Source organism: Neisseria sp. HMSC065C04 (genome assembly GCF_001815375.1).
Classification (GTDB): domain Bacteria; phylum Pseudomonadota; class Gammaproteobacteria; order Burkholderiales; family Neisseriaceae; genus Neisseria; species Neisseria flavescens_D.
Genome location: NZ_KV820406.1, coordinates 57,600 through 74,413 on the forward strand (window position 1 = coordinate 57,600; position 16,814 = coordinate 74,413).

General features: G+C 48.4%; 14 protein-coding genes and 1 pseudogene. 11 read left to right on the forward strand and 4 right to left on the reverse strand.

The features are described from left to right. Positions 1 to 238: 238 nt before the first annotated feature. Positions 239 to 1,030, forward strand: coding sequence for a hypothetical protein (locus tag HMPREF3022_RS04100; RefSeq protein ID WP_049331124.1), 792 nt, complete (start codon positions 239 to 241; stop codon positions 1,028 to 1,030). 260 nt (positions 1,031 to 1,290) lie between these two features. Then, positions 1,291 to 2,850, forward strand: a complete 1,560-nt coding sequence (locus HMPREF3022_RS04105; protein ID WP_049331125.1) for a TerC family protein — start codon at positions 1,291 to 1,293, stop codon at positions 2,848 to 2,850. A 64-nt stretch (positions 2,851 to 2,914) separates the two neighbouring features. Here the strand turns inward: HMPREF3022_RS04105 and HMPREF3022_RS04110 are convergent, their stop codons facing one another. After that, positions 2,915 to 4,018 carry an anhydro-N-acetylmuramic acid kinase gene (locus HMPREF3022_RS04110; RefSeq protein WP_070765169.1) on the reverse strand — a complete coding sequence of 368 codons (1,104 nt, stop codon included), beginning with the start codon at positions 4,016 to 4,018 and terminating at the stop codon, positions 2,915 to 2,917. 153 nt (positions 4,019 to 4,171) lie between these two features. On the opposite strand from HMPREF3022_RS04110, the gene HMPREF3022_RS04115 reads away from it, so the two are divergent. Continuing rightward, entirely contained in the window at positions 4,172 to 5,746 is a 1,575-nt protein-coding gene (locus HMPREF3022_RS04115) for an inorganic phosphate transporter (RefSeq protein WP_049331128.1), read from the forward strand. 227 nt (positions 5,747 to 5,973) lie between these two features. On the opposite strand, the gene HMPREF3022_RS04120 is transcribed toward HMPREF3022_RS04115, so the two are convergent. The 3 genes and pseudogenes from HMPREF3022_RS04120 to secA all read right to left on the reverse strand — a co-directional run bounded on the left by HMPREF3022_RS04120 (position 5,974) and on the right by secA (position 10,514). Further along, complete coding sequence (locus HMPREF3022_RS04120; RefSeq protein ID WP_049331130.1) at positions 5,974 to 6,411, reverse strand: ProQ/FINO family protein; 438 nt, start codon at positions 6,409 to 6,411, stop codon at positions 5,974 to 5,976. A 117-nt stretch (positions 6,412 to 6,528) separates the two neighbouring features. Beyond that, positions 6,529 to 7,628: pseudogene (aroC, locus tag HMPREF3022_RS04125) on the reverse strand (chorismate synthase). A gap of 132 nt (positions 7,629 to 7,760) precedes the next feature. Continuing rightward, a complete protein-coding gene (secA, locus tag HMPREF3022_RS04130) occupies positions 7,761 to 10,514 on the reverse strand; it encodes a preprotein translocase subunit SecA (RefSeq protein ID WP_049331136.1) in 2,754 nt (917 codons plus the stop codon). A gap of 154 nt (positions 10,515 to 10,668) precedes the next feature. On the opposite strand from secA, the gene HMPREF3022_RS04135 reads away from it, so the two are divergent. The 8 genes from HMPREF3022_RS04135 (at position 10,669) to argF (ending at position 16,813) form a co-directional block, all read left to right on the forward strand. Beyond that, a complete protein-coding gene (locus tag HMPREF3022_RS04135) occupies positions 10,669 to 11,091 on the forward strand; it encodes a DciA family protein (RefSeq protein ID WP_049331227.1) in 423 nt (140 codons plus the stop codon). 291 nt (positions 11,092 to 11,382) lie between these two features. Then, on the forward strand, positions 11,383 to 11,961 hold the full coding sequence (azu, locus tag HMPREF3022_RS04140) for an azurin (protein ID WP_003748712.1): 579 nt from the start codon (positions 11,383 to 11,385) through the stop codon (positions 11,959 to 11,961). Between the two features lie 92 nt (positions 11,962 to 12,053). Beyond that, positions 12,054 to 12,563 carry a hemerythrin domain-containing protein gene (locus HMPREF3022_RS04145; protein ID WP_049331137.1) on the forward strand — a complete coding sequence of 170 codons (510 nt, stop codon included), beginning with the start codon at positions 12,054 to 12,056 and terminating at the stop codon, positions 12,561 to 12,563. 34 nt (positions 12,564 to 12,597) lie between these two features. Then, a complete protein-coding gene (locus HMPREF3022_RS04150) occupies positions 12,598 to 13,218 on the forward strand; it encodes a glucose-6-phosphate 1-dehydrogenase family protein (RefSeq protein WP_004519621.1) in 621 nt (206 codons plus the stop codon). 112 nt (positions 13,219 to 13,330) lie between these two features. Next, positions 13,331 to 14,464, forward strand: coding sequence for a succinyl-diaminopimelate desuccinylase (dapE, locus tag HMPREF3022_RS04155; protein WP_070765170.1), 1,134 nt, complete (start codon positions 13,331 to 13,333; stop codon positions 14,462 to 14,464). A gap of 97 nt (positions 14,465 to 14,561) precedes the next feature. Next, positions 14,562 to 14,909: a VOC family protein gene (locus tag HMPREF3022_RS04160; protein WP_049331139.1), complete on the forward strand. Its 348-nt coding sequence runs from the start codon at positions 14,562 to 14,564 to the stop codon at positions 14,907 to 14,909. 6 nt (positions 14,910 to 14,915) lie between these two features. Then, complete coding sequence (locus HMPREF3022_RS04165; protein WP_049331229.1) at positions 14,916 to 15,671, forward strand: methylated-DNA--[protein]-cysteine S-methyltransferase; 756 nt, start codon at positions 14,916 to 14,918, stop codon at positions 15,669 to 15,671. Positions 15,672 to 15,817: 146 nt separating this feature from the next. Then, positions 15,818 to 16,813 carry an ornithine carbamoyltransferase gene (argF, locus tag HMPREF3022_RS04170; RefSeq protein WP_070765171.1) on the forward strand — a complete coding sequence of 332 codons (996 nt, stop codon included), beginning with the start codon at positions 15,818 to 15,820 and terminating at the stop codon, positions 16,811 to 16,813. The last annotated feature ends 1 nt before the right edge of the window (position 16,814 follow it).

A 16,814-nucleotide genomic window follows, 5' to 3' on the forward strand; every position in this document is an offset into this window, starting at 1 on the left:
CAGGTCCCTGGTTCGAGCCCAGGTCGGGGAGCCAGATTTGAAAGCCACCATGTTACATGGTGGTTTTTATTTTATTTATTATTTATTTGTTAGTCTTTTTCAGATATTGAAATGCTTGGTGAGATGGTTGTACTTAATGCTCCAATTTTCAGACGGCCTGCCAATATATTTAAATATCTCATTTATTTTTTAAACTGTACATAATATTTATAGAAAAAATAATATTTTATTGTTATCTATGGAAAACGCACATAAATTACATTCTTCATCACGCTTTCGGTTTGCATTAAAAAATGCGGCATGGCATTTGTTGATTAGTCTGATTTTGGCAGGATTGGCCGCTTTGTTGGTATTCAGAGTTTGGTATCCTTATCCGTATGCTGAGCTGACAGGTGGATTAGCTTTATATAAACTGGTCATTTCAGTAGATATTGTTTGCGGCCCGTTGCTGACTTTGATTCTTGCCAGTCCGAGCAAGAAACTTAAAGAGAGGATTATTGATTTTTCCTTAATCGGCATGATTCAGCTGGCTGCTTTAATTTATGGTTTGTACAGCGTATCTTTGGCGCGTCCAGTGGTTTCCGCATTCGAAACCGATAGGATAAATGTGGTAACTGCTGCAGAAATTGATGTAAATGATTTGCGCCATGCCCTGAAGGATTTGCAGGATTTATCTTGGTTTGGCGTGCACCGTGTTGGGTTACGTGAAGCAATGAGTCCGGATGAGGCTAACCAAAGTCTTGATTTGTCTTTGAAAGGCATTGAACCGAGTATGAGACCTTCTTGGTGGTTGCCAGATTCGCAGCAAGAGCGTGAGAAAATTCGTAAGGTAATGAAACCGTTGTCTGTCTTGGCAAAAGCCCGTGGCATGAGTGAGGAATCAATTTTTAAACAGACTTCATTGGAAAACAATGGGAAAGAGTTGTATTTCTTGCCGTTTACCAGTGCGCGAAGTAAAGAATGGGTTGTGATATTGAATGAGCAGGCAGATTTTTTGGGTTATGCGTCGATTGATGGTTTTATCAAGTAAGAAAAGGCCGTCTGAAAGCGGGTAAGTGATGGTATAGGCTGTTTTTAAAAGAAAATATGCTGTCAGACTTTGCCTTTCTTTCGTCAAACTGATAAACTGTTTGCCATTATTTTTGACCGAGGCATAAATTTTTCATGAAAGACGCAGAGCAGAGTAGTTGTTATACCGCTTCTTTCCCTTTATTTATGTCCGAACTTTGGCAGTCTGTCCGTTTTAAGCGGAACGGCTGCCTTTTTGTATTTTAAAGGAACGCAATCATTATGGATTTCAGTTGGTTGGCCGAGCCGCATACTTGGATAGGCTTTGCCACGCTTCTGGTTTTGGAAGTTGTTTTAGGTATTGATAACCTTGTTTTCGTAGCGATTTTGGCAAACAAGGTCAAACCGTCGCAACGGGATAGGGCACGGATAACGGGCTTGGGTTTGGCCGTAGTTATTCGGATTTTTATGCTGGGCTTTATGGCGCACATCATGACGCTGACGCGTCCTTTGTTTGAGTTGGGCGGTTTGGAGATTTCCGGTAAAGACATGATTATGTTTGCCGGCGGTATTTTCCTGCTTTATAAAGCGACTACCGAGCTGCACGAACGCCTTGAAGGCCACAATCAATTTGCTGTTGCTGAAGGGCAGAAGAAGCATTCTTCCTTTTGGGGTGTTGTGGCGCAAATCTTGATTTTGGATGCGGTTTTCTCTATCGATTCTGTTATTACGGCAGTGGCGATGGTGGATCATATTGTGGTGGCAATGGGTGCAGTGGTTGTGGCGATGACGGTGATGATTTCCGCCAGCAAACCGTTGACTGCCTTTGTGGACAAGCATCCGACCGTTGTGATGTTGTGTCTGGGTTTCTTGTTGATGATTGGTTTCAGCCTGATCGCGGAAGCCTTCCATTTCCATATTCCGAAAGGCTATTTGTATGCGGCGATCGGCTTCTCGATTTTGATCGAACTGTTTAATCAGGTTTCGCAAAAGAATGCCCGCAAAAATGACTACATCAGCACTTCTTGGCGAAAACGCACCGCTGAAAATGTGTTGGGTATGATGGGTATCCGCGAAAGCATTTTGGCAAAAGCAGGCGATAACGGCGGCGATGACGAGCATTTTGAAGAAAACGAAAAATCTATGATTCGCAGCGTGCTGACTTTGGCGGAGCGTCCGATTATGGGCGTGATGATTCCGCGTCGGGAAATCGAGAAATTGGATATTTCCCAAAGTCGGGAAGAACAAAATGCGCAGTTGAAAAATACGCCGTATAGCCGTTTGTTGGTTGTCGGTAAGGCAGGTGTAGATGAGCCTTTGGGCTATATCAGTAAAAAAGATTTGCTGAACCAGCTGCTTGAATCGGGAGAAATCAATATTCAGACGGCCTTGCGCCAGCCATTGATTTTGCCGGACAGTACGACGGCGTTAAATGCGATTGAATTGTTCCGTCAAAGCAGCGCGGATTATGCGTTGGTGGTGGATGAGTTTGGTGCGGTGTTAGGTATGGTAACCATGAAAGATTTGTTGGAAACCATTGCCGGTGAATTCCCCGAAGAGTTTGAGCGTGAGGAAGAAGAAGCTGCTCCAGCCAGTCAGGATGAAACACTGTCTGTGGATGGTGCATTGGAGTATGTGGAATTGGCTTCTCAGTTAAATCTGCCTGCTCAAGAGGAAGATGCGGACTTTCATACCGTTGCCGGCTTGATTATGGAAGAGTTGCAAAGTATTCCTGATGTAGGCGATTTCATCGATTATCACGGCTGGCGTTTTGAAGTGGTTGAAAAAGACGGACAACGGATTGCCCGTGTGAAAATCAACCGTTTGCCAGAAGAGGAATAAGTGAAGAGTTAGTATGGTAAAGGCCGTCTGAAAATGTTCAGACGGCCTTTTTATTTATCCGGCTTTAGTTGCCGTAATGTCCCGAGCCTAAAATTCGGTGTGAATGTGCGCCCGTCGCATGGTAGGGATTGCTTGGAACTTGATTGCACCAACAGGCTGCAAGCCAGGCAAAAGCGGCGGCTTCGACCCATTGCGGGTCAAGATGGAGCTTGGCTGTGCTGTGCAATTTGGTGTCGGGAGAAAACAGGGTTTCCAAGTCTTGCATCAAAACCGGATTGCGGATGCCGCCGCCGCAGATATAAAGATGATGAATCGCCGGAGCAGCTTGTTTGGTCGCGTCAAAAATGGTTTGTGCGGTATAAAAGACCAATGTGCGTATCACATCTTCCGGCTTTTCATTACCTTTCAGACGGCCTTGAAGCCAGCTTAGGGAAAACAACTCTCGGCCTGTACTTTTCGGATAAGGGCGGCTGAAGTAAGGATGGTCGAGCAGGTTAGCGAGCAGGTCGGGAAGGATTTTGCCTTGTGCGGCTTTTTCCCCGTTTTTGTCGTAAGGCTGCTGCCAGATATGTTGCATCCATGCATCCATCAGCATATTGCCGGGGCCGGTATCGAAGCCGAAAGAAGGGCTGTCGGGCGGGAGGATGCTGATATTGGAAATGCCTCCAATGTTGAGTACGGCTCGGGTTTCATTCGCATCTCGAAACAGCGCTTCGTGAAAGGCTGGGACGAGGGGCGCACCTTGGCCGTTACAGGCAAGGTCGCGGCTGCGGAAGTCGCCGACAGTGAAAATGCCGGTCAGTTCAGCTAACAGAGAGAGGTTAACCAGTTGAATGCTGTAACCGTGTTCAGGCGCATGGCGGATGGTTTGTCCGTGGCAGCCGATTGCGGCAATGTCTTTGGCCGACAGGTTTTGTTCTGCCAATAGTTGTTGGACGGTTTGGGCGTATAGTCGGCTGAGTGTTTGCGCCAGGATATTGCTTCTGTGCAATTCATTTTCGCTTATGTCTTGCAGTGCCAACAATTCTTGGCGCAGGCCGTCTGAATAGGGTAGAAAGCTGTGGGCGACAGCACGTTGCCATTGCTTGCCCTGCATTTGAATCAGTACGGCATCGGCACCGTCCATGCTGGTTCCGGACATGATGCCGATATAGTATTGGGGTTGCATTTCGGTTACAGAAAGAGAAGGTAAAACGACATTTTAACGCCTTTTGACGTTTTTACGGGAATTTCGGCATTTAATGTAAATAGTTGGTGCAAGAAAGATTACAAAAAGGTTAAAATAACGTGACTCAACATGTTTTCCAAAAGGAAACTTTCCATGGCTCAAACTCAGTCGAGTGCGAACTTGAAGCTGATTAATACGGTTTTTGCCGCTATGCTTGTGAGCATGGTCGGCTATTTTATTTATTGGGGCCTGGGTTATACCCACTACAACCACTCCGGCCTGTTTATCCTTGCTACCTTTTTCGGCGTCTTCATGGCGTTTAATGTGGGTGGTAACGATATTGCCAACTCTTTCGGTACAAGTGTTGGTTCCGGCACTTTGACCATTCCGCAAGCCTTGCTGATTGCGGCAGTATTTGAAGTCAGCGGCGCAGTGATTGCCGGTGGCGAGGTAACAGATACCATCCGTAAGGGTATTGTCGATTTGAATGGCATGCATCTGGATCCGATGCAGTTTGTCTTTATTATGATGTCTGCGCTTTTGGCTGCGGCATTGTGGCTGCTTTTCGCATCACGCAAAGGCCTGCCGGTTTCCACGACACATGCCATTATCGGCGGTATCGTCGGTAGTGCCTTGTGTATGGCGGCATTGAACGGTGTGGATTCCGTTGCGCTGATTCAATGGGACAAGTTGGGCGAAATTGCCTTGTCTTGGATTTTGTCTCCGGTATTGGGCGGTATCGTTTCCTATCTATTGTTTTCACGAATTAAGAAAAACGTTTTGGACTACAACTCTTGGGCCGATAATACGCTCAAAGGCATCAAGTTGGAGAAGAAAGCCTATAAAGAAGAGCACCGCCTGTTTTTTGAAGCCTTGAGTGAATCTGAAAAAGTCGAATACGCCACCAAAATGGCGCACGATGCCCAAATCTATGATGAGCCGGACTTTGATCCTGAAGAATTGCAGTCTGAGTATTATCGCGGTCTGCACCGCTTTGACAGCCGTAAGGGCAAAGTGGATTCTTACAAAGCCCTGCATTCTTGGGTGCCGTTTATTGCCTCTGTCGGCGGCATGATGATTGCGGCTATGTTGATTTTCAAAGGTCTGAAAAATCTGCATTTGGGCATGAGCAATGTCAACAGCTTCCTGACCATTTTCATGATCGGTGCGGCTATTTGGATGGGTACGTTTGTATTTGCCAAAAGTTTGAAACGCAAAGATTTGGATAAATCGACTTTCCAAATGTTTTCATGGATGCAGGTGTTTACCGCTTGCGGTTTCGCATTCAGCCATGGTGCGAACGATATTGCCAATGCGATTGGTCCGTTTGCCGCGATTATGGATGTGCTGCGTACCAACAGCATTACCGCTCAAAACGCCGTGCCGCCAATTGCCATGTTGACTTTCGGTATCGCTTTGATCGTCGGCTTATGGTTTGTCGGTAAAGAAGTGATTAAAACCGTAGGCACCAGCTTGGCAGAAATGCACCCAGCGTCAGGCTTCTCAGCCGAGCTTTCTGCTGCCGCCGTCGTGATGGCCGCATCATTTATGGGCTTGCCTGTTTCCAGTACCCATATTTTGGTGGGTGCAGTTTTGGGTATCGGCTTGGTTAACCGCAATGCCAACTGGAAATTGATGAAACCGATCGGCCTTGCTTGGGTTATTACCTTGCCTGCCGCTGCCGTTTTGTCTGTTGTCAGCTATTTGGTTTTGCAAGCCGTGTTTTAATTGATTATTTTATTTCAAAAGGCCGTCTGAAAGATATTTCAGACGGCCTTTTCTTATGTTCATTAAGAGGAGATTTTGGTTTGTTATGAACAAGCAAAGCTATTTTTAATCAGCCCACTATAAGGTTAAGACAGTAAAAAAGCCCCAATTCATCGACGTTAAAGATGTCGTATTGAATTGGGGGCTCTCTATTTATTTAGTGCAAGCCTTATCAGGCCGTCTGAACATTATTCAGCAGCTTCGTTGGTCTCAGCTTGTGCAGGAGCCGCTTCTGCTTCAGCGGTAGCCTTAGCGGCTTGGCGTTCGGCTTGTGCAGCCAATGCCTGTTGAACGGCTGGGTGCTGTTGGGCGATGGTTTGTTCTTCTGCGCTGACTTCGCCTTTGAAGCGGTTGTTCAAGTCAAAACGTTTACCGCCGCGAGCCAGGGCTTTCAGATAGCGCGGACGGCGGCAGTGGTTGGCCAGTACGCGTGCAATCAGTGCAGGGTCGTATTGGGGTAGGGCGGCAACCAAGTCTTGGTCGATGCCGACGGCCAACGGTTTGAATCGTTTGAATACATCATATTTGCCGTAAATGTGGTCGGCAATCATGTCTGTCTGTTTTTTCTTGCTCATAGTTTGGACGGCAGATTTCAGCGCAGCGCCCAAAGCGGTTTCTTGTGCCATTGCGGTTGTATTCCTCTAATATAAATCCGTATTTTCGTCATACGGCAATAAGGTGCTATTGTAGTATAAAGACTGTGATTTGGCTAAATTTTTCTGAGAATATTCAGAAATAAACGGTTATTTTTCCAATTTGGCGATGTCTGGTGTATTGACCTGAACATCGGCATTTTGCGCGCGATGGCGTAAGGCGTGATCGATCAAGACCAATGCCAGCATGGCTTCGGCAATCGGGGCGGCGCGTAATCCGACGCAGGGGTCGTGGCGGCCGTGTGTGGCAAGCTCGACAGGATTGCCTTCTATATCAATACTGCGGCGCGGTGTGGCGATGGAACTGGTCGGTTTGATGGCAATATTCATATGAATGTCTTGTCCGGTGCTGATGCCGCCCAAGATGCCGCCTGAGTGGTTGGATAGAAAACCTTGAGGCGTGAGCTCGTCGCCATGCACGCTGCCGCGTTGCGTTACGCTATCAAAACCTGCACCGATTTCAACGCCTTTGACGGCATTAATGCCCATCATGGCATAGGCAATTTCTGCATCGAGGCGGTCAAAAACCGGTTCTCCCAAGCCGATAGGGACGTTGGCTGCTTCGATATGAAGTTTTGCGCCGACAGAATCCAATGATTTGCGCACGCTGTCCATATAGTTTTCCAAGTCCTCAATTTGGCTTTGGTTTGCTGCAAAAAAGGATTTTGGGAAATATGTTCGTAGCCTTCAAACTGGATTTCTTGTTCGCCGACTTGGGTAACGTAGGCGGTGATTTCCGTGCCGAATTTTTCTTTCAGCCATTTTTTTGCAACTGCTCCGGCTGCAACGCGGGCAGCGGTTTCGCGGGCAGAACTTCTACCGCCGCCGCGATAGTCGCGTGTACCGTATTTGTGCCAGTAGGTGTAATCGGCATGTCCGGGGCGGAAGCTGGTGGCGATATTGCCATAGTCTTTGCTGCGTTGGTCGGTATTGCGAATTAGGAGGGCGATAGGTGTACCGGTGGTTTTGCCTTCGAATACGCCGGAGAGGATTTCGACTTGGTCGGCTTCGCGGCGTTGGGTAACGTGGCGGCTGGTGCCGGGTTTGCGGCGGTCAAGGTCAATCTGGATATCCGCTTCGCTCAATTCTAATCCTGGCGGGCAGCCGTCGATGATGCAGCCTAAGCCTGCGCCGTGGCTTTCGCCGAAAGTGGTAACGGTAAAGATTTGTCCGAAGGTATTGCCTGCCATAGGGATACTCTTTTGAAATTGGGTTTGGAAATTTTTTGCTTATTTGGATAATTCTCAGGCCGTCTGAACGGTGAAACGAGAATCTTTGATTTCGTTTTTACACTTATTCAGACGGCCTTTTGAGATGACTGCTTAGTTTAATTTACCGTGGCACTGCTTGTATTTCAGGCCGCTGCCGCAAGGGCAAGGATCGTTGCGGTGAACAATTAGGCCGTTTTGTGCAAGCGCTTCAGGGCTGAAGTCTGTGCCGTCAGGATCGAATGCTTCGGTAACCAAATCGGTTTGCGATTGACCGAGCAATTCTTCCATATCAGGCGCATCGGAGTGGACGGTTTGAACATCGCTGACGCTTTGTGCGGCAGTGTGGTCGTATTCGCTGTTGCGCTCGATTTGAACGGCAGTCAGCAAAGCGGCAATGTTTTGTTTGATACCGCGCCACAGATTTTCAAACATGTCGAAAGCTTCGCGTTTGTATTCCTGTTTCGGATTTTTCTGAGCATAGCTGCGCAGATGGATGCCTTGGCGCAGGTAGTCCATGGCGGCGAGGTGTTCGCGCCATTGGTTGTCGATAACTTGCAGCATAACATTGCGTTCGAAGTCAGACATAGCCTGTTTGCCGACCAATTCGACTTTTTCGGCATATTCGTCTTCGATACGCTTGATGAGGCGTTCTTTAATGTCTTGGTTGTCCAAAGTGCTGTCTTCTTTCAGCCAGCCTTTGATATTGACATGCAGGCGGAAATCGGCGGCAAGTTGGTGCTCAAGTGCCGGAATGTCCCATTGCTCTTCCATGCTGTCAGGCGGGATGTGGTAATCAACCAAGTCGCTGATAACGTCGGCGCGGATTTCGCGGGTCAAATCGCTGACGTCTTTGCTGGTCAGGATTTCGTTACGTTGATGGTAAATCACTTTACGTTGGTCATTGGCAACGTCATCGTATTCCAAAACTTGTTTACGCATATCGAAGTTGCGGCCTTCGACTTTACGTTGTGCGCCTTCGATTTGACGGGTCAGAAGGCCGTGTTCGATGGCAACGCCGCGCTCAGGAGCCAAGCGGTTGAGGATGGCGGCGGCACGGTCGAGTGCAAAGAGACGCAATAATGGGTCTTCAAACGACAGATAGAAACGGCTGGAGCCGGGGTCGCCCTGACGGCCCGCGCGACCGCGCAACTGGTTGTCGATACGGCGGCTTTCGTGGCGTTCGGTACCGATAATGTGCAAACCGCCTGCGGCCACAACTTGGTCGTGTTCGGTTTGCCAACCGCTTTCAAGGGCGGAAATTTGCGCTTGTTTTTGCTGTTCACTCAGGGTTTCATCGGCGTGGATGGCTTCGATTTGATGTTTGAGGTTGCCGCCCAAGACAATATCGGTACCGCGGCCGGCCATGTTGGTGGCAACGGTAATTGCGCCGACTTTACCGGCTTGGGCCACAATCAATGCCTCGCGCTCGTGTTCTTTGGCGTTCAGAACGTTATGCGGCAGACCGGCTTTGCGTAATAAGTCAGAAACCAGTTCGGAATTTTCGATGCTGGTTGTACCGACCAAAACCGGTTGGCCGTTTTTGTGGCATTCGGCGATGTCTTTGACAACGGCTTCAAATTTTTCTTCGGCTGAGCGGAAGATTTGGTCGTTGAAGTCTTTACGTTGTACAGGACGGTTGGTCGGGATGATGACGGTTTCGAGGTTGTAAATGCTTTGGAACTCGAAGGCTTCGGTGTCGGCTGTACCGGTCATGCCGGACAGTTTGTTGTACAGGCGGAAGTAGTTTTGGAAGGTAATAGATGCAAGCGTTTGGTTTTCGCGTTTGATTTCTACGCCTTCTTTGGCTTCAACGGCTTGGTGCAAGCCTTCGGACCAACGGCGGCCAGCCATCAGACGGCCTGTGAATTCGTCCACAATCACGATTTCACCGTCTTGAATGACGTAGTGTTGGTCTTTGTGGAACAGGGTGTGCGCACGTAATGCCGCCATGAGGTGGTGCATCAGGGAAATATTGGCGGCAGAGTAGAGCGAGTCGTTTTCCTGCAATAAGCCCATTTGGGTCAGGATTTGCTCGGCGTGTTCGTGACCGGCTTCGCTCAGAATAACTTGGTGTGCTTTTTCGTCCACCCAGTAATCGCCTTCGCCTTCTTCGGTTTCTTGGCGGATAAGGTGGGCCGGAACGGCATCCATTACGCGGTAGAGCTGGATGTTGTCATCTGCCTGGCCGGAAATAATCAGCGGCGTACGCGCTTCGTCGATCAGAATAGAGTCCACTTCGTCAACAACGGCAAAGTTCAATTCGCGCTGAACTTTGTCGTATTGGTCGGTAACCATATTGTCGCGCAGGTAGTCGAAGCCGAACTCGTTATTTGTACCGTAAGTAATGTCGGCACCGTAAGCGGTTTGGCGTTCGAAAGGTTGCAAATCGGCTACGATTACGCCGACGCTCAAGCCTAAGAAGTTGTACAACGGTTCCATAATGCTCGCGTCACGGGAGGCAAGGTAGTCGTTGACGGTAACGACGTGTACGCCTTTCCCTGACAATGCATTCAGGTAAACGGCAAGGGTGGCCACCAGAGTTTTACCTTCACCGGTACGCATTTCGGCAATTTTACCGTTGTGCAGAACCATACCGCCGATCAGCTGTACATCGAAGTGGCGCATGCCCAATACACGGCTCGATGCTTCGCGGCAGACGGCAAAGGCTTCGACCAAGATGTCGTCCAGGCTTTGCCCGTCAGCGAGACGTTGTTTGAATTCGGCTGTTTTAGCTTGCAGTTCTGCATCGCTCAAGGCCTGCATTTGTTTCTCAAGTGCGTTGATTTTGGCAACGGATTTACGATATTGTTTCAGCAGGCGGTCGTTGCGGCTGCCGAAGATTTTCTTAGCAATGTTTGTCAGCATGAATAATTCCTGCGCCTTGATATAATAGTGGGCGAAATTGGGATTTTAACACAAGCGCTTGTATAACGCGGTAATGCTGTTTGAAATAAAGGCGGTTTTGCTGTATTTCAATTGTAATTGTTTGGTTAATTTACTGAGAGGCCGTCTGAAATATATGGATTTAGCACAATTAGGCAAGCGCAATCATTTATTGGCGGGCTTGTTGCAACAATCGCAACAATGGCGGAAATTGGATGCAAAAATCAAAACGGTTTTGCCGGCCAACCTGCATCCGCATTTTCAGACGGCCTGCGTAGAAGACGGAAGATTGGTCTTGCTTGCCGCCAATAATATGGCTGCTTCGCGTTTGAAAATGATCCTGCCTGCCATGTTGCCCAAGTTGCAAACATTGCATACAGGCGTCAGGGAAGTGGTGGTCAGGGTAGTTCCCAAGCCTCTGGCTCAGCCGAAAACCAATAGTTTGAGATTGAGCGAGGCAGCTTTAGACAGCTTCGATGAGGCGGCAGCCAAATTGGAAGGCAAACATCCCGAATTGGCGGCGGCATTGGCAGAATTGGTGCGCAAGCACAGCCGCTAAAATCATGCCGAATGAGATTATGGTTAATAAATGTTAAAATTTATTTCATTTGACTGATAGCATCTAATACTAAAGAAATACGACCTAAACAGTAACTGTTTTCTTTTAGGTAAACTGATGTAAACTTGGCCTGAAATTTTGATTTCGTGTGAAGTTTGTAGCAAAATAACGCCTGAATTTCTTATCACTCTGCGTGAATAAGTTTAAGTTTGACATTTGCCTTTGTTAATATATTCGCGCGGGTTCTATTAATAGAACTTAACAAGACTCTCATCATTAGGAGATACATCAATGAAAGCTTATCTGGCTCTGATTTCCGCTGCCGTTATCGGCTTGGCTGCATGCTCTCAAGAAGCTGCAAAACCTGCTGAAGCACCTGCTGCTTCCGCTGCTTCTGAAGCTGCTCCTGCAGAAACTACTGCACCTGCCGATGCCGCTCCTGCCTCTGAAGCTGCTCCAGCCGATGCTGCCGCCGCTCCTGCTGCCGGCAACTGCGCAACTACTGTTGAAGCCAACGACGCTATGCAGTTCAACACTAAAGAAATCCAAGTAAGCAAAGCTTGTAAAGAATTCACCATCACTTTGAAACACACCGGTACCCAACCTAAAGAAAGCATGGGTCACAACATCGTCATCGGTAAAGCCGAAGACATGGACGGTATTTTCAAAGACGGTGCCGGTGCTGCTGCAACTGACTACGTTAAACCTGACGACGCACGCGTTGTTGCCCACACCAAACTGGTTGGCGGCGGCGAAGAAGCTTCCCTGACTCTGGATCCTGCTAAATTGGCTGGCGGCGAATACAAATTCGCTTGTACCTTCCCAGGTCACGGTGCTTTGATGAACGGTAAAGTTACTTTGGTTGACTAATCCGCATTAAGCTTAAAAACAGACAGCCTGCCTTGCGCAGGCTGTTTTGTTATAATCTGGAAACATTAATTTAAGAATAAAACCTCAAAACCATGAATCCGTTTGAAACCAAAAGCGTTACTTTTGCCGAACCCATTGAAATGCTATACGCCTGTCATGGCAAAGTGCGCCGTTTCTGCAGCCAGGTTGCCATGTTGTCGGACTATATTGCCGAAAATGGCTGTAATCAAATCGTTTTGCAAACCATCCGCCAGATTGCCCAATATTTTAATGTTGCCGCGCCGTTGCACCATGAAGACGAAGAAGAAAATTTCTTCCCGCTTCTATTGCAATATGCGCCGCAAGCTCAAGAAAGCGTTGACGAGCTTTTGCGCCAACATATCAGCCTGCACAACAACTGGGACGGCGTAGCGGCTGAATTTGCCAAGCTTGAAGCGGACAACGCCTATGTCCCCGATGCGGAAACGTTCAAACGCTTTGTCGCAGGATATGATATTCATCTGGCGATTGAAGAGCCGCTGTTTGATATGGGCAAAACCTTTATCCCCAAAGAAAAACTGACCGAAATCGGCGAAATTATGGCCGCACGCCGCCGCAAATAAGGTCGTCTGAAACAATCGTCTCAAGGAATACACTATGCTGACCCCAAAAAGTTGCGATTTGTTCAATATCCCTTTTTTCCAGTTTTCCCAGCTTAAAAAATACCAGCCTGAAAGCATTCCGCAAATCAAGGCAGACTATAAAGAAAACTGGCAGGTATGGCAGCAGCTGATCCAGCAGGTTGCCGCCGAATTGGGTGCACCGTTTGCGCCGCCGCATATCGAACGCTGGTGTAACGGCTGGCAGGTTCGCGCTCATTTCTTTGCCTATTTCAAATACGAACAATATAAAAATTCCGCAGCGATTTTATCGATTTTGCTCAACCGCCGCCGTTTGAGTGTCAGCTTGGATTGGCACTGCTATAAAGCCGATGTTTCACCTATTGCGCTGCCTGATTACAACCGCTGGCTGGATAATTTTGATACTGAAAAATACGCTTCATTCGATATGTGGCACGGTGCGGAAAGCGAATATGACGATTATCGTACCGTCGCCCAGCAAAGCGACGGCGATAGAAAGCTTCGAGACGACAAAGATTTCTTCTGTATCGGGAAGCACATCGAACGTGATGATTTAGGCAAGCAGGATGTCGCGAAATGGATAGTGGAAACAGTGGAAGACTTACTGCCACTTTATGAAGCTTGCCATGGAAAATAACTCAGAATACCGAAAGGCAGACTGCCCATTCAGTATCTTCAAATGAACTCAAGGCCGTCTGAAAATTATATTCAGAACGTTTCAGACGGCCTGTTTCTCAAAGTGAACAAATATGACCGAGACCCAATCCCTAGAGCTTGCCAAAGCGCTGATTTCCCGCCCGTCCGTTACACCGGATGACCAAAACTGCCAACAACTGCTGGCCGAACGCCTACAAGAAATCGGTTTTGCCGTAGAAGAGCTTCATTTCGGCGACACCAAAAACATTTGGTTGCGCCGCGGTACTCAGGCTCCGGTGTTCTGCTTTGCCGGACATACCGACGTTGTGCCGACAGGCCCTGTTGAAAAATGGGATTCGCCTCCGTTTGAACCGACCGAGCGTGAAGACCGTCTGTATGGCCGCGGCGCGGCGGACATGAAAACCAGCATTGCCTGCTTCGTTACCGCCTGTGAGCGTTTCGTTGCCGAACATCCCAATCATCAAGGCAGCATTGCGCTTCTGATTACTTCCGACGAAGAGGGCGATGCACTGGACGGCACAACCAAAGTTGTTGATGTATTGAAAGCGCGCGGCGAGTTGATTGATTACTGTATCGTTGGCGAACCGACTGCCGTGGATAAATTGGGCGATATGTTGAAAAACGGCCGACGCGGCTCGTTGTCGGGCAACCTGACCGTCAAAGGCAAGCAAGGCCATATTGCCTATCCGCATTTGGCAATCAATCCCGTGCATACTTTTGCCCCGGCCTTGCTGGAGCTGACACAAGAAGTCTGGGACGAGGGCAACGAATACTTTCCGCCGACCAGTTTCCAAATTTCCAATATCAACGGCGGCACAGGCGCGACCAACGTTATTCCTGGTGAGCTGAACGTCAAATTCAATTTCCGTTTCTCTACCGAGTCCACCGAAGAAGGTCTGAGACAACGCGTCCACGCCATTTTGGACAAACACGGCGTGCAATACGATTTGCAGTGGTCTTGCTCAGGCCAACCTTTCCTGACTCAGGCAGGAAAACTGACCGACGTGGCACGCGAAGCCATTGCCGAGATTTGTGGTGTTGAGGCCGAATTGTCCACCACCGGCGGCACTTCGGACGGACGCTTCATCAAAGCCATTGCTAAAGAACTCATCGAGTTAGGCCCGTCCAATGCGACCATCCACCAAATCAACGAAAACGTACGTTTGGAAGATATTCCGAAGCTGTCGGCGGTATATGAAGGTATGTTGAAACGTTTGTTGAAGTGAAAAAGGCCGTCTGAAAAAGTAGGATATTAGCCTGATAAAATGGTGTATATTTTTCTTAAGCAATACTGCGATAACAATTAGTTGATAAGGAGAAAAATTGAAGTACGATAATTTTTTCTTTCCTGCAGATGATCTGGCTACTAGTTGCCGTTTTTATCAAGATGTACTGGATTTGCCCGTTAAATTCGACTTTTCCGAAAGCGGTATGGTTGCTTTTCGGGTGGGCGAAGAAGAAGCTGCTATTATTCTTAAAGAGCGGAAAAAATTTCCCAATATGACGCCTGCCGTGTGGATTGAAGTGGATGATGTGCGGGTGAAGTATGCGGCGTTACAGGGTAGAAATATCCGTTTTCTAAGTGAACCTTTCCGTATTCGTACCGGATGGGCTGTGGAATTTTTCGATCCGTCGGGTAATCGTTTGGGGTTTGTTGATTATCGGGAGTAAATGCAGATGATTACTCTGCCTTCTTTAGACGCGCTTCCAGCAAAGTGGAATGAAATCCGAGAACTATTGGAAACAGACTTTTCCGCCGACCTTGAAGCCCCGATGTACGAGCGGTTTACGGAACACGAAGCCAAGCAGTTTGAGCAGGATTTTATTGACTGTATCGGTTGCGCTCCCGAAGAATATATCCGTATCTGCCGAGCTATCCTACTGTTGGAAACGCGTTATCCTGATAGTCCGCACGAACTGACTGCGGCTGCGGTTGCCACGCCGTTGGGCGAGATGTTGGCGGTGTTCGGCAGTAGGGGTTTGTGTCTGCTGGAATTTGTCGGTCAGAAACATATGGAACAGGAAATCATGGCTGTCCAAAAAGCTTTGCGCGGGCAGTTTATTTTCCAAGAAAATGAGCAAACGCAACTTTTGCGCCAAGAATTGGATTTATACTTTCAAGGCCGTCTGAAAGTTTTTGCGACGCCTTTAGAAACGATAGGCACGGCCTTTCAGCAGCAGGTGTGGAATGAGCTGCTGACTATTCCTTACGGTGAAACGCGCAGCTACAAGGAGCAGGCGCAACAGTTGGGTAATCCTAAAGCCATTCGTGCCGTTGCCGCTGCAAACGGGCAGAACAAGGTGTCTATCTTGATTCCCTGCCACCGCGTTATCGGCAGCGACGGCAAGCTGACCGGCTACGCAGGCGGTTTGAACCGCAAACAATCGTTGCTTGCCTTGGAGCGAGGCGAAGTTCAGACGGCCTTATTTTGAGTTTTGATAGAGGATAAGGGGTCATGCTTCGAGCAGGCTTCGCACGTTAAAAAAAATTGAGCAGCAGAAGGTCGGTGGAAGCCTGACGAAATCTGCATGGAGAAAAATGTTGGGCAATGCCCACACTAGAAAAAGAGAAATAAGACATGAGCCTGAAAAACCGCCATTTTTTAAAACTTTTGGATTTTACGCCGGAAGAAATTACTGCCTATCTCGACCTTGCCGCCGAATTGAAAGCCGCTAAAAAAGCAGGGCGCGAGGTGCAGCGGATGCAGGGAAAAAACATTGCCCTGATTTTCGAGAAAACATCAACCCGCACCCGTTGCGCGTTTGAAGTGGCCGCACGTGACCAAGGGGCAGGGGTAACTTATCTGGAGCCTTCTGCCAGCCAAATCGGGCATAAGGAAAGCATTAAGGATACGGCGCGTGTTTTGGGGCGGATGTTTGACGGCATCGAATATCGCGGTTTTGGGCAGGATGTAGTGGAAGAGCTGGCCAAGTATGCAGGCGTGCCTGTGTTCAATGGTTTGACCAACGAGTTCCACCCGACTCAAATGCTTGCTGATGCGCTGACGATGCGCGAGCATAGCGACAAGCCTTTGAACCAAATTGCGTTTGCCTACGTCGGCGATGCGCGTTACAACATGGCCAATTCGTTGCTGGTGTTGGCTGCGAAACTGGGCATGGACGTGCGTATCGGTGCGCCGAAAAGTTTGTGTCCGTCTGAAAACATTATCGAGACGGTGCAGGCTGTTGCCAAAGAGAGCGGCGGACGGATTCTGTTGACGGAGAATGTGAAAGAAGCCGTAAAAGGCGTGGATTTTATCCATACCGATGTGTGGGTCAGCATGGGTGAGCCTAAAGAGGCGTGGCAGGAACGTATCGATTTGCTGAAAGATTACCGAGTTACGCCTGAATTGATGGCGGCGGCGGAAAATCCGCAAGTCAAGTTTATGCATTGCCTGCCTGCTTTCCATAATCGTGAAACCAAAGTCGGTGAATGGATTTATGAGACATTCGGTCTGAATGGTGTGGAAGTAACGGAAGAAGTTTTCGAAAGCGAAGCCAGCATTGTGTTTGATCAGGCAGAAAACCGGATGCACACGATTAAAGCGGTGATGGTAGCTGCATTGGGCGATTGAT

What these genes read in the sequence shown, in the direction of transcription:
- HMPREF3022_RS04100 (WP_049331124.1), top strand. Translation starts at nt 239, where the DNA reads ATGGAAAACGCACATAAATTACATTCTTCATCACGCTTTCGGTTTGCA.
- HMPREF3022_RS04105 (WP_049331125.1), top strand. Translation starts at nt 1,291, where the DNA reads ATGGATTTCAGTTGGTTGGCCGAGCCGCATACTTGGATAGGCTTTGCC.
- HMPREF3022_RS04110 (WP_070765169.1), bottom strand. Translation starts at nt 4,018, where the DNA reads ATGCAACCCCAATACTATATCGGCATCATGTCCGGAACCAGCATGGAC.
- HMPREF3022_RS04115 (WP_049331128.1), top strand. Translation starts at nt 4,172, where the DNA reads ATGGCTCAAACTCAGTCGAGTGCGAACTTGAAGCTGATTAATACGGTT.
- HMPREF3022_RS04120 (WP_049331130.1), bottom strand. Translation starts at nt 6,411, where the DNA reads ATGGCACAAGAAACCGCTTTGGGCGCTGCGCTGAAATCTGCCGTCCAA.
- secA (WP_049331136.1), bottom strand. Translation starts at nt 10,514, where the DNA reads ATGCTGACAAACATTGCTAAGAAAATCTTCGGCAGCCGCAACGACCGC.
- HMPREF3022_RS04135 (WP_049331227.1), top strand. Translation starts at nt 10,669, where the DNA reads ATGGATTTAGCACAATTAGGCAAGCGCAATCATTTATTGGCGGGCTTG.
- azu (WP_003748712.1), top strand. Translation starts at nt 11,383, where the DNA reads ATGAAAGCTTATCTGGCTCTGATTTCCGCTGCCGTTATCGGCTTGGCT.
- HMPREF3022_RS04145 (WP_049331137.1), top strand. Translation starts at nt 12,054, where the DNA reads ATGAATCCGTTTGAAACCAAAAGCGTTACTTTTGCCGAACCCATTGAA.
- HMPREF3022_RS04150 (WP_004519621.1), top strand. Translation starts at nt 12,598, where the DNA reads ATGCTGACCCCAAAAAGTTGCGATTTGTTCAATATCCCTTTTTTCCAG.
- dapE (WP_070765170.1), top strand. Translation starts at nt 13,331, where the DNA reads ATGACCGAGACCCAATCCCTAGAGCTTGCCAAAGCGCTGATTTCCCGC.
- HMPREF3022_RS04165 (WP_049331229.1), top strand. Translation starts at nt 14,916, where the DNA reads ATGATTACTCTGCCTTCTTTAGACGCGCTTCCAGCAAAGTGGAATGAA.
- argF (WP_070765171.1), top strand. Translation starts at nt 15,818, where the DNA reads ATGAGCCTGAAAAACCGCCATTTTTTAAAACTTTTGGATTTTACGCCG.